This is a genomic window from Thermopolyspora sp. NPDC052614 (assembly GCF_040678635.1).
GTDB lineage: Bacteria > Actinomycetota > Actinomycetes > Streptosporangiales > Streptosporangiaceae > Thermopolyspora.
Map to the genome: position 1 here is coordinate 21767 of NZ_JBFATZ010000007.1, position 12382 is coordinate 34148.

9 protein-coding genes are annotated in these 12382 nt (G+C 70.8%); 8 read left to right on the forward strand and 1 reads right to left on the reverse strand.

Going from position 1 to position 12382, the window contains the following annotated elements; translation table 11 throughout:
• The first annotated feature begins 195 nt into the window (after positions 1-195).
• From AB0K60_RS16960 to AB0K60_RS16970, 3 genes are all read left to right on the forward strand, one after another.
• A complete protein-coding gene (locus AB0K60_RS16960; RefSeq protein ID WP_364054932.1) occupies positions 196-846 on the forward strand; it encodes a phosphatidylserine decarboxylase in 651 nt (216 codons plus the stop codon).
• A complete protein-coding gene (pssA, locus tag AB0K60_RS16965; protein ID WP_364054935.1) occupies positions 833-1663 on the forward strand; it encodes a CDP-diacylglycerol--serine O-phosphatidyltransferase in 831 nt (276 codons plus the stop codon). Before AB0K60_RS16960 ends, pssA begins: the two co-directional genes overlap by 14 nt.
• 111 nt (positions 1664-1774) lie before the next feature.
• Positions 1775-2065, forward strand: coding sequence for a hypothetical protein (locus AB0K60_RS16970; RefSeq protein ID WP_364054938.1), 291 nt, complete (start codon positions 1775-1777; stop codon positions 2063-2065).
• Positions 2066-2225: 160 nt separating this feature from the next.
• Here AB0K60_RS16970 and AB0K60_RS16975 read toward each other — a convergent pair whose 3' ends face one another.
• The gene (locus AB0K60_RS16975) at positions 2226-2882 is read right to left on the reverse strand and encodes an MBL fold metallo-hydrolase (RefSeq protein WP_364054941.1); all 657 of its coding nucleotides are present in this window, start codon (positions 2880-2882) and stop codon (positions 2226-2228) included.
• A 365-nt stretch (positions 2883-3247) separates the two neighbouring features.
• Here AB0K60_RS16975 and uvrA point away from each other — a divergent pair, with 365 nt between their 5' ends.
• From uvrA to uvrC, 5 genes are all read left to right on the forward strand, one after another.
• Positions 3248-6088, forward strand: coding sequence for an excinuclease ABC subunit UvrA (uvrA, locus tag AB0K60_RS16980; protein WP_364054944.1), 2841 nt, complete (start codon positions 3248-3250; stop codon positions 6086-6088).
• Between the two features lie 212 nt (positions 6089-6300).
• Positions 6301-6810, forward strand: a complete 510-nt coding sequence (locus tag AB0K60_RS16985) for a Rieske (2Fe-2S) protein (protein ID WP_364054947.1) — start codon at positions 6301-6303, stop codon at positions 6808-6810.
• A gap of 273 nt (positions 6811-7083) precedes the next feature.
• Complete coding sequence (locus tag AB0K60_RS16990) at positions 7084-7563, forward strand: Rieske (2Fe-2S) protein (RefSeq protein ID WP_364054950.1); 480 nt, start codon at positions 7084-7086, stop codon at positions 7561-7563.
• A gap of 97 nt (positions 7564-7660) precedes the next feature.
• The gene (locus AB0K60_RS16995) at positions 7661-10207 is read left to right on the forward strand and encodes an ATP-dependent Clp protease ATP-binding subunit (RefSeq protein WP_364054953.1); all 2547 of its coding nucleotides are present in this window, start codon (positions 7661-7663) and stop codon (positions 10205-10207) included.
• 96 nt (positions 10208-10303) lie between these two features.
• Entirely contained in the window at positions 10304-12280 is a 1977-nt protein-coding gene (gene uvrC, locus AB0K60_RS17000) for an excinuclease ABC subunit UvrC (protein WP_364054956.1), read from the forward strand.
• The last annotated feature ends 102 nt before the right edge of the window (positions 12281-12382 follow it).

Below are 12382 nucleotides of genomic sequence, written 5' to 3' on the forward strand. Positions count from 1 at the left end.
GTCTGCGGGGAGGTCTGAGGGAAGGTCTGCGATGAGGTCTCCGCCCGGCGGCGAGATGATTCCACAGGGGTAGCGAATTGGGCGACGAGGTTGTTTGCTTGTCTCGTTGTGCCGTAAAAGGGGTGGAGGATCGGTAACATCCAGCGTTGGAGCTCAAACCGACCCTTCAGTAAAAATTAACTACAAAGGTTGCAAGTGTCCAACGATGCAGATAGTTGGGGGACGTCACGCCGCCTGCGTCTGGCGCGTGGTGTCTCCCCTTGGCTCATCCCGACCGCGGCCGCGGCGGCCGTCAGCGCCGCGCTCACCCGCCGCTCGTCGCGATGGGCCATCGCGGCGGCCCCGCTGACCGCCCTCACCGGCGCGATGCTGTGGTTCTTCCGCGACCCGGACCGCCGTCCCGGGACCGGTCGCGTCCTGGCGCCCGCCGACGGCGTGGTTCAAAGCGTCGACCCCTGGCCGGACGGCCGCACCCGCGTGGCCATCTTCATGAGCCCGTTGAACGTACACGTCAACCGGGCGCCCGTGGCCGGCACGGTCACCTCGGTCGAGCATGTGCCGGGCGGGTTCGTGCCCGCCTTCAACAAGGACAGCGACAAGAACGAGCGCGTGGTGTGGCATTTCGACACCGCGCTCGGCGACGTCGAGCTTGTGCAGATCGCGGGGGCGGTCGCACGCCGGATCGTGCCGTACGTCGCCGCCGGAGCCAAGGTGGCGCAGGCCGAGCGGATCGGCCTGATCAGGTTCGGCTCGCGGGTGGACGTCTACCTTCCCGAGAACGTCGCATCCGCCGTGACCGTCGGGCAGAAGACCAAGGCAGGGGTGACACGCATTGACCGCGGCTGAAGCAAGCTGGCCCGCCGAGGGCCTGGACGAAGAACCTCAAGGACCGGTCGGAAAGGCCTTCCGGCTGTCGGCGGCCGACTCGCTGTCCCTGGGCAACGCCGCCTGCGGCTTCCTGAGCGTGTGCGTGCTCGCCTGGTCGGCGGTCACCCAACTGCAGAGCGACCTGCCGTTCCGCCCCGACCAGCGGTTCTTCGCCACCGCCGTGGTGCTCCTGCTGCTCGGCGCCACCTGTGACCTGTTCGACGGGCTCGTCGCCCGCAGGTTCCGGGCCTCGGCGATGGGCGCCGAACTCGACAACCTCGCCGATGTGATCAGCTTCGGCTTCGCCCCCGCCTTCATGGTGGTGGCCTGGGCCGGTTTCTCCCACCGCATCCCCTTGCCGTTGGTGCTGCTCGCGGCCGGCTCGGTCCTCATCGCCGGAGTCGTACGGCTCGCCCGGTTCGCCTGCGTCAAGACCAAGAGCGGCGACTTCATGGGCCTGCCCATCCCGATGGGCGCGATGACCGTGGTGTCGATCGTGCTGCTCTTCGAGCCCTCGTACCTGGCGATCGCCGGCATCTTCGTGGTGGCCTGGCTCATGGTCAGCCGCATCGAGTACCCCAAGCCCAAGGGCAACCTGGCCGCGGTCGTGTTCGCCTGGATCATGATCAACGTCGCGTGCCTCACCATCTGGGCGGCCGAGCTGCCCGGCGGCGACGAGCTGATCAAGGTGGGCGCCAGCATGCAGATCGCCCTGGTCGCCGCGATCCCGCTGCGCGTCCTGATGTTCAAGCACGAGCAGCGCAAGGAACGCCGCGAGGCCGAGCGCCTCGGCTGAGACCTTCGCTCCCCGTCGGCGTGTCCCCAAGCCATGCCGACGGGGAATCGCGCGGCACGGACGAGCCCCGGCTGGATCCCCCGGGCGGGTGATGCCCCCAGAATGGGTGTCATGGCTGCTACGTCACGCGAGCACACCCGGACCTACTTCCTGGGGAAGCTGGCCAGGGAGCTGGAGGCGAGAGGGCTTGAGGCGATTCTCCGCACGGATCCGCCGTCGCTGAGGATCATCGACCCGGACACCGCGATGTTCAGCGAGACGATCGACTGCGTCGCCCTCTCCGATGGCTGGTTCTACCGCTGGTCCTGGGGGGACGTGGTCGAGAGCACCGACAACCCGTCCGCCGCCGCCGATCGCATCCGGCACGTCCTCGCCACGGACTCACCTCGCCGCGATGCCTGAGCCACGGGCCGCGTCACCGCGTCCCTCCACACGGCAGGCGCCGGGACACCGGCCTACGCCGTACCCCACCCGCCCCTGACCTGGACGTGCCCTCAGGACAGAGGCCGGAACCCGCACGGCGTGGGACTCCCGGGAAACGCCCCGGGAGCCCCGCCCGATTTCACCAGCCGCGGGCCTTCCATTCGGGCAGCGCGGGACGTTCCGCGCCGAGCGTGGTGTCCTTGCCGTGCCCCGGGTAGACCCAGGTCTCGTCGGGGAAGCGGTCGAACAGGCGCTCCACGACGTCGGTGTAGAGCTGCTCGAACCGCGCCGGGTCCTTCTGGGTGTTGCCGACGCCGCCGGGGAACAGCGAGTCGCCGGTGAACAGGTGCTTGTTCGGCCCGCCCCCGTCGTAGAGCAGCGTGATCGAGCCCGGAGTGTGCCCGCGCAGGTGGATGACCTCAAGGCTGACCACGCCCAGCGCGATGCGGTCCCCGTGCTCGACCGTTTGGGTGACCGGAACCGGCAGGTGCGGCGCGTCGAGCGGGTGGGCGATGGTCTGGGCGCCGGTGGCCTTCGCGACCTCCTCCAGCGCCATCCAGTGATCCTGATGCCGATGGGTGGTGACGATCTTGCTGATCGGCGTGTCCCCGATCAGCTCGATCAGCCGGTCCGCCTCGGCGGCGGCGTCGATGAGCAGCCCGTCGCCGGTCTCGCGGCACCGCAGCAGGTAGGCGTTGTTGCCGAAGTCCCCCACCTCGATCTTCGTGATCGTCACGTCCGTGAGTTCACGCACATCCGGCGGCCCGCCCTGGGTGACGTTCCCGGTATAGCTCACTGGTCTCTCCCTTCCACGTTCCACAGTCCATCATGGAGGGCCATCCCGGAGGGCCATCATGGACGCCATCCTGGAGGCCATCATGGGGGTCACAGTCGGGACCCATCATGTCCGGAGACGCGGACAGAAGCCGCGATTTCGTACGCGTGTTCGCTCGGGATTGGCGTAAGCGACCCTGAACAGGGGCCGGAGCGCATACCCTAGGTGGACGGGGCCCGGGTTCGGGCGCCGGCCGGGCTCGGCCTCCGCCCGGTCACCCCCCGAAAAATGTCAGACCCTCTGGCTACCATGCGCGGGCAACGCCTATTGCCTACACAACCGCCTCTACAGACCTCACCGGATCCGACTTCGATAACGGGACGACCGTGGCTGACCGCCTTATCGTGCGTGGCGCACGTGAACACAACCTCAAGGACGTCTCGCTGGACCTGCCGCGAGACGCTCTGATCGTATTCACCGGCCTGTCCGGCTCGGGCAAGTCCAGCCTGGCCTTCGACACCATCTTCGCCGAGGGCCAGCGGCGGTACGTCGAGTCCTTGTCGGCCTATGCCCGGCAGTTCCTCGGCCAGATGGACAAACCCGACGTCGACTTCATCGAGGGCCTGTCCCCGGCGGTCTCCATCGACCAGAAGTCGACCAGCCGCAACCCGCGCTCCACCGTCGGCACCATCACCGAGGTGTACGACTACCTCCGCCTGCTGTGGGCGCGCATCGGCAAGCCGCACTGCCCGAAGTGCCGCCGCCCGATCGCGCGGCAGACCCCGCAGCAGATCGTCGACCGCGTGCTTGAGCTGGAGGAGGGCACCCGCTTCCAGGTGCTCGCCCCGGTCATCCGCGGCCGCAAGGGCGAGTACGCCGAGCTCTTCCGCGAGCTGCAGACCAAGGGCTTCGCGCGGGCCCGCGTCGACGGCGCCATGGTCCGTCTGGAGGAGCCGCCGACGCTGAAGAAGTACGAGAAGCACGACATCGAGGTGATCGTCGACCGGCTGGCGGTGAAGGAGTCCGCGCGCCGCCGGCTCACCGACTCGGTGGAGACCGCGCTGCACCTGTCCGGCGGCACGATCACCCTGGAGTTCGTCGACCTCCCCGAGGGCGACCCGGGCCGCGAGCGCTTCTACTCCGAGCACCTGTACTGCCCCTACGACGACCTGTCGTTCGAGGAGCTGGAGCCGCGCTCGTTCTCCTTCAACTCGCCGTACGGCGCCTGCCCGGACTGCACCGGCCTCGGCACCCGCATGGAGGTCGACCCCGAGCTGGTCGTGCCCGACCCCGAGCGCACCCTGGGCGACGGCGCGATCTCGCCCTGGTCCAACGGCCACACCAGCGACTACTTCACCCGCCTGATCGAGGCCCTCGGCCACGCGCTCGGCTTCGACCTCGACACCCCGTGGGAGCGCCTCACCAAGCAGCAGCGCAAGGCCCTGCTGTACGGCCACGACGAGCAGGTGCACGTCCGCTACCACAACCGGTACGGCAGGCAGCGCTCGTACTACACCGACTTCGAGGGCGTGGTGCCCTGGGTGCAGCGGCGGCACGCCGAGGCCGAGAGCGACGCCGGCCGGGAGCGCTTCGAGGGCTTCATGCGGGAGATCCCCTGCCCGTCCTGCCGGGGCGCGCGGCTCAAGCCGGTGTCGCTGGCCGTCACCGTGGCGGGCAAGTCGATCGCCGAGGTGTCGTCGATGTCGATCGGCGACTGCGCCAGGTTCCTGGCGGAGCTGTCGCTGTCCGACCGCGACCGGCAGATCGCCGAGCGCGTGGTCAAGGAGATCAACGCCCGGCTCGGCTTCCTGCTCGACGTCGGCCTCGACTACCTGACCATGGACCGCGCGGCCGGGACGCTCGCCGGCGGCGAGGCGCAGCGCATCCGGCTGGCCACCCAGATCGGCTCCGGCCTGGTCGGCGTGCTGTACGTGCTGGACGAGCCGTCCATCGGCCTGCACCAGCGGGACAACCAGCGGCTGCTGGAGACCCTGCTGCGGCTGCGCGACATGGGCAACACGCTGATCGTCGTCGAGCACGACGAGGACACGATCGCCGCCGCCGACTGGGTGGTGGACATCGGCCCCGGCGCCGGCGAGCACGGCGGCCAGGTCGTCGTCTCCGGCACCGTTCAGGAGCTGCTGGCGAGCGAGCACTCGATCACCGGCGCGTACCTGTCCGGCCGCCGCAGCATCGAGGTCCCGGCCATCCGCCGCCCCCGGGACAAGAAGCGGCAGCTCGTGGTGAAGGGCGCCCGCGAGCACAACCTCAAGGGCGTGGACGTCGAGTTCCCGCTCGGCGTGTTCACCGCGATCACCGGCGTGTCCGGGTCGGGCAAGTCCACCCTGGTCAACGACATCCTCTACAACGCCCTCGCCAAGGAGCTGAACGGGGCCAAGACGGTGCCCGGGCGGCACTCCCGGGTGACCGGCACCGACCTGGTGGACAAGGTCGTGCACGTCGACCAGAGCCCCATCGGGCGCACCCCGCGCTCCAACCCGGCGACCTACACCGGCGTGTTCGACCACGTGCGCAAGCTGTTCGCGCAGACCACCGAGGCGAAGATCCGCGGCTACCAGCCGGGGCGGTTCAGCTTCAACGTCAAGGGCGGGCGCTGCGAGGCGTGCGCGGGCGACGGCACCATCAAGATCGAGATGAACTTCCTGCCGGACGTCTACGTGCCCTGCGAGGTCTGCCACGGCGCCCGCTACAACCGGGAGACGCTGGAGGTCCACTACAAGGGCAAGACGATCGCCGAGGTCCTCGACATGCCGATCGAGGAGGCCCTGGAGTTCTTCGACGCGATTCCGGCGATCAAGCGGCATCTGCAGACGCTGAACGACGTCGGCCTCGGCTACGTCCGGCTCGGGCAGCCCGCCACCACGCTGTCGGGCGGCGAGGCCCAGCGCGTCAAGCTCGCCTCCGAGCTGCAGCGCCGCTCCACCGGCCGTACCGTCTACGTCCTGGACGAGCCCACCACCGGCCTGCACTTCGAGGACATCCGCCGTCTCCTCGGCGTGCTCGGCCGCCTCGTCGACGGCGGCAACACCGTCATCGTCATCGAGCACAACCTGGACGTGATCAAGACCGCCGACTGGATCATCGACATGGGTCCCGAGGGCGGCTCCCGCGGCGGGACCGTGATCGCGACCGGCACCCCCGAGGAGATCGCCGAGGTCGAGGCCAGCCACACCGGCCGCTTCCTCCGCAAGATCCTCGGCTCCTGACCGGTCCGAGCCTCGGGGTTCCCCCATCCCCGGTGTCTCCCCGGCGTCGTTCCGCGACGCCGGGGCTCCGCCGTGCCGTCGGCCGTACCCGCCGAACGTGTAATTCTCCCTACTCCGCCGGTGGGAGGCGCGCCATGCTGAACCGCGTGAGCCGGGTGCTCCGTACCTCAGCACGAGAAACGGCTGAGGCCAGTCCCACGAGAAGGGCGAACATGACGGAGACAACGCGCCGGGCGATGGTGGTCGGGGCCGGGGGTGCGGGGCTCGCCGCCGCGCTCGCCGCCTGCAGCGGATACAGCATCGGAACCCCCGAGGCCGTACCGGAGGCCAAACCGGCCGAAGAACTCGTCGGCGGAGTCGGCGACTCCGGTTCCGGCGGGGGTTCCGGTGGAGGCTCGGGTGGAGGTTCCGGCGGCGGGAGCGGCAACGCGGGCTCGGGTGCGTTCGCCAAGACGGCGTCCATACCCGAGGGCGGCGGGCGCATCTACAAGTCGCAGAAGGTCGTCGTGACCCAGCCCACGGCCGGGCAGTTCAAGGCGTTCTCGGTCACCTGCCCGCATCAGGGATGCGCCGTCACCACCGTGTCCAACGGCACCATCAACTGCCCCTGCCACGGCAGCAAGTTCGACGTCAAGGACGGCTCCGTGGTCCAAGGCCCCGCGGCCGAAGGGCTCAAGGAGCGGAACATCACCGTGGCCAACGGCAAGATCTCCTTCGCCTGACGGACGCCCGGGGCCCGCTCGCGAGTTCGCGACGCCGGGGCGCCCGGCGTGATCGTACGGGCGGCGGAGCGGCGCGAACGGGTGAACGGCCCTGGGCGGACATGCACCACGCCGGACCGGGCGAAGGGCTCGCCACGGCCCCCTCACGTGGGCCCTCAGGTGGGCCCTCACATGGGCCCTCACGTAGGCTCTGACCTGCGACGAGCGGGATTCTTAAGCTTTTCTAAGGAAATGTCGCGCAGCTGAAGCCCAGCCGTAGGGTTCACTGGGGCCATGAGCGAGAGCACGAGCGCGACACGGCGCAAGGTGATAGTCGGAGCCGGCATGACCGGCCTGGCGGCGGTGGTCGCGGCCTGCGGCGGGGGGTCGGAGACGACGGCGAGCGCCCCGCAGGAGGCCGGTGGCGCGGGCGGCGGCTCGGGTAGTGGGAGCGGTTCGGGCGGCGGCAGCGGCTCCGGGGGCGGTTCCGGAGCGCTGGCGAAGACCGCCGACATTCCGGTCGGCGGGGGCAAGGTGTTCAAGGACCAGAAGGTCGTGGTGACCCAGCCCACCGAGGGGACCTTCAAGGCGTTCGACGCGATGTGCACCCACCAGGGCTGCCCGGTGGGGAGCGTGGCCGACGGCACGATCGTCTGCCCGTGCCACGGCAGCAGGTTCAGCGCCGCCGACGGCTCGGTGCAGCAGGGGCCGGCGCCGAAGCCGCTGGCCGAGAAGCAGATCACCGTGACCGGCGACGAGATCACACTATCTTGATATTTGCCCATTCCCGTGCGGTGTTTGGTCTTGTGGGGACTCCGTACCGGCAAATCCCTTTTCAGGGGTGTGGTGCCAACACGCACGGGGGGACGTCGTGGCGACAGCGCCGTACGGGTCGATTTTCGGTGAGGAACCCTTCCGCGATTTCGACCTGCTGACCGGCAGGTTGCTCGGCGGTCAGGACATCTGGCCGCCGAGCCGTCCCGGCGTCCATCGGGTGGACATCGGACGTCTGTTCAGCGAGGCGGCGCGGGAGATGCTGCACCGCGCCGCCGAGTTCGCCACCGAGCGCGGCGCGCCCGACCTGGACGTGCTGGACCTACTCGTGGCCGCGATCGAGGGCGAGCCCACCCGCGCGTTCCTGCGTGAGGCCGGAATCGACCGCGAGGAGCTGGCCGAGCGCATCGCCGCGGCCCTGCCCGCCGGAGACGGGGAGCGCAGGGCGCCGGCGACGCTCAGCCCCGCCGCCAAACGGGTGTTCCTGGACGCCCAGCGCATCGCGCGCACGCTGCGCGCCTCCTACATCGGCCCGGAGCACCTGCTGCTGGCCCTGGCCGCCAACCCCGGCTCGGCGGCGGCCCGGGTGCTGACCGCCGCCGGCGTCGGTCCCGACCGGCTGAGGGAGACGGTGCTCGCCGGCGGGCTGGAGCCCGGCCCGGCCTTCCGCCCGGAGACCGGCACGCCGACGCTGGACGAGTACGGCCGCGACCTGACCGAGGAGGCCAGGGAGGGCAGGCTCGACCCGGTGGTGGGCCGCGAGGACGAGATCGAGCAGGTCATCGAGGTGCTCTCGCGCCGCAGGAGGAATCACCCGGTGCTCGTCGGCGAGCCCGGCGTGGGCAAGCGGGCGATCGTGGAGGGCATCGCGCAGCGCATCGTCAACGGCGGCGTGCCCGAACCGCTGCGCGGCGGCCGGATCGTCGCCCTCGACGTGCCTGCCATGCTCGGCGAGACCTCCTTCCGGGGCGAGGCCGAGGAACGCGTCAAGAAGATGATCGACGAGATCCGGATGTGCGGAGACCGTCTGGTGATCTTCATCGACGATCTGCACACGGTGCTCGGGCCGGGCGCGGACGGCCCGCTGAAGAACGCCCTGACCTGCGTCGACCTGAACCTGATCGCCGCCGCCACCGTCGACGGCCACCGCGACCTGCTCGCCGGGGATCCCGCCGCCGAGCGGCGCTTCCAGCCGATCGCCGTCCGGGAGCCGAGCGTCGTGGACACCGTCCACATCCTGTCCTGCCTGCGCGACCGGTATGAGGCCCACCACCAGGTGCGCGTCACCGAGGACGCGCTCGACGCCGCCGCGCTGCTCGCCGACCGCCACATCTGCGACCGGTTCCTGCCGGACAAGGCGATCGACCTGATGGACCAGGCCTGCGCGCGGGTGCGCCTGCGCTCGCTCACGCCCACCGGCGAGATCCTCCGGCTGGAGGACCTGCTCGACGCGCTGCGCCGGGAGCGGGACCAGGCCGTGGTCGGCGAGGACTACGAGCGCGCCCAGGAGCTGCGCCAGCGCATCGACCGGCTGTGGGCGGAACTGCAGGAGGCCCGGCACGGCCTCGGGCCGGTGCCCCAGGTGACCGCGCGGGACGTGGCTCAGATCGTCGCCCGCCAGACCGGTATCCCGCTCGCGCGACTGGTGGAGGGGGAGCGGGAGCGCCTGCTGCGCATGGAGGAGTGCCTGCACGAGCGCGTGATCGGTCAGGACGAGGCGGTCCGGGCGGTCGCCGAGTCGCTGCGGCGGGCCCGCGCGGGCCTGGGCGACCCGGATCGGCCGATCGGCGCGTTCCTGTTCCTCGGGCCCGCGGGGGTGGGCAAGGCCGAGCTGGCGCGGGCGCTCGCCGTGGGACTGTTCGGAGGGGAGGACCACCTAATCCACGTCGACATGGGCGAATATCAGGAAAAATCCAGCGTCGCCCGGCTTTTCGGTACGCGGTACGGCGCTCCGGCGGGCGACGACACCGGCCGCCTCATCGACGCCGTACGGCGCCGCCCCCACGCGGTGCTGCTCCTCGACGAGATCGAGAAGGCCCACCCCGACGTGCTCGGCGTGCTGCTCGACATCCTGCGCCACGGACGCCTCGGCGTGGACTTCACCCACACGATCGTCATCATGACCACCGCCGTCGGCGCCCGCATGATCGGCGACCACGCGGGCGACGTCGCCGAGCTGCGCCGGCCGCTCACCGACCTGCTCCGCCGTACGCTCCGGCCCGACCTGGTCGACCGGATGGACGTCATCGACGACATCGTGATCTTCCGCCGCCTGGAGCGCGACCAGGTCCTGCGGATCACCGCGCTGCTGCTTGAGCGCACCCGTCGCCGCCTGCGCGCGCAGAACATCATGCTGGAGACGTCCGACTCCGTCGCGGAATGGCTCGCCGACCGCGGCCACACGCCCGAGCACGGGGCCAGGCCGCTGCGCCGCGTCGTACGGCGGGAACTGGAGGACCGGATCGCCGGGCTGCTGCTGGCCGGGCAGATCGGCCCCGGCGACACCGTGGTCGTGGGCACCGAGGACGGCGAACTGGACATCCAGGTCCGCATGCCGCTGCCCCGGCGCGACGGCGGCGCCCTTCCGCCGCGCGGCCAGGAACGACGAGGAGGGGAGCAGGAGCCCCTCGTGGCGGGGCCCTGACCACCCGGCCCTGACCATCCGGCCTTGACCGGACCCGCCACCCCGCGCAGGATGATCTTGCTGCTCGCCGGGCGACCGGCCGGTAGGCTTGGTCACGTGGCGAACGCGGGAGTTTCCAGGGCATCCGGCACTACAAAGGGCCCGGCGTCGTACCGGCCCGCCCCCGGCTCGATCCCCGAGTCACCCGGCGTCTACCGCTTCCGCGACGAGCACGGCCGGGTCATCTACGTCGGCAAGGCCAAGAGCCTGCGCCAGCGGCTCAACTCCTACTTCGCCGACTTCGCCGGGCTGCACCCGCGTACCCAGACCATGCTCACCACCGCCACGGCCGTCGACTGGACGGTCGTCAACACCGAGGTCGAGGCGCTGCAGCTGGAGTACTCCTGGATCAAGGAGTTCGACCCCCGCTTCAACGTCAAGTACCGCGACGACAAGTCCTACCCCTACCTCGCCGTCACCATGGGCGAGGAGTTCCCCCGGGTGCAGGTGCTGCGCGGCGCCAAGCAGAAGGGCACCCGCTACTTCGGCCCGTACTCGCACGCCTGGGCGATCCGCGAGACCGTGGACCTGCTGCTGCGCGTCTTCCCGGTGCGCACCTGCTCGGCCGGGGTGTTCCGGCGCGCCGCCCGCATCGGGCGGCCCTGCCTGCTCGGCGACATCGGCAAGTGCTCGGCCCCCTGCGTGAACCGGGTCACCCCCGACGAGCACCGCGCGATCGCCGAGGACTTCTGCGACTTCATGTCCGGCGCCACCGCCCGCTTCATCAAACGGCTGGAGCGCGAGATGCGCGAGGCCGCCGCGGTGGAGGAGTACGAGCGCGCCGCCCGGCTCCGCGACGACATCCAGGCGCTGCAGCGCGCGCTGGAGAAACAGGCCGTCGTGCTCGGCGACGCCACCGACTGCGACGTCATCGCCCTCGCCGAGGACGCGCTCGAAGCCGCCGCGCAGGTCTTCTACGTGCGCGGCGGCCGCATCCGGGGCCAGCGCGGCTGGGTGGTGGAGAAGGTCGAGGAGGCCGGCACCGGCGAGCTCGTGGCGCGCTTCCTGCTGCAGATGTACGGCGAGGCCGCCGCCGACGCCGTGCCCCGCGAGGTGCTCGTGCCCGCCGAGCCGCCCGACGCCGAGGCGCTGGCCGAGCTGCTCACCGAGCGGCGCGGGAGCAGGGTCGAGATCCGCGTGCCCCGGCGCGGCGACAAGAAGACCCTGCTGGAGACCGTCGAGCGCAACGCCAAGGAGGCGCTCACCCAGCACAAGCTGCGCCGCGCGAGCGACCTCACCGCGCGCAGCCGCGCCCTGGAGGAGATCGCCGAGGCCCTCGACCTCGACCAGGCGCCGCTGCGCATCGAGTGCTACGACGTCTCCCACATCCAGGGCGACGACGTGGTCGCCTCGATGGTCGTCTTCGAGGACGGCCTGGCCCGCAAGTCCGAGTACCGCCGCTTCGCGATCCGCGGCCTGGCGGGGCAGGGCGACGTCGCCTCCATCTACGAGGTGATCACCCGGCGCTTCCGCCGCTACCTGGAGGAACGCTCGGCCACCGGGGAACTGGACGGCAACCCGCTGAACGCCCCCGTCGGCGAGCCCATCGACCCCGAGACCGGCAAACCGCGCAAGTTCGCCTACGCGCCCAACCTGGTCGTCGTGGACGGCGGGCCCGCCCAGGCCGCCGCCGCCCAGCGCGCCCTCGACGAGCTCGGCGTGGACGACGTCTCGGTGTGCGGCCTCGCCAAGCGGCTGGAGGAGGTCTGGCTGCCCGGCGACGACCAGCCGGTGATCCTCCCCCGCTCGAGCGAGGGCCTTTACCTGCTGCAACGGGTACGCGACGAGGCCCACCGCTTCGCCATCACCTACCATCGGGCCAAGCGGTCGAAAAGTATGACCGAGAGCGCGCTGGACGGGGTCGCCGGCCTCGGACCCGCGCGCAAGCGGGCGCTTCTGCAGCATTTCGGCTCGGTCAAGCGGCTCAAGGCCGCCACCGCCGAGCAGATCCGCGAGGTGCCCGGGATCGGACCGGCAGTGGCCGAGGCCATCGTGGCGGCGCTCGGAAAGAGCACGAAGGGGGACGACACGTGACTTCGCCGAGGCAAGGCAGGGAAGAGACGGGCCGCGAGGAACCGGGCAACCAAGCCGACGCCAGGGACACCGGCCCGCCCGCGGAGCAGGGGGCGGAGAGCG

Coding starts and splice junctions, on each gene's coding strand:
- AB0K60_RS16970 (WP_364054938.1), top strand. CDS start 1,775: ATGGCTGCTACGTCACGCGAGCACACCCGGACCTACTTCCTGGGGAAG.
- AB0K60_RS16985 (WP_364054947.1), top strand. CDS start 6,301: ATGACGGAGACAACGCGCCGGGCGATGGTGGTCGGGGCCGGGGGTGCG.
- AB0K60_RS16990 (WP_364054950.1), top strand. CDS start 7,084: ATGAGCGAGAGCACGAGCGCGACACGGCGCAAGGTGATAGTCGGAGCC.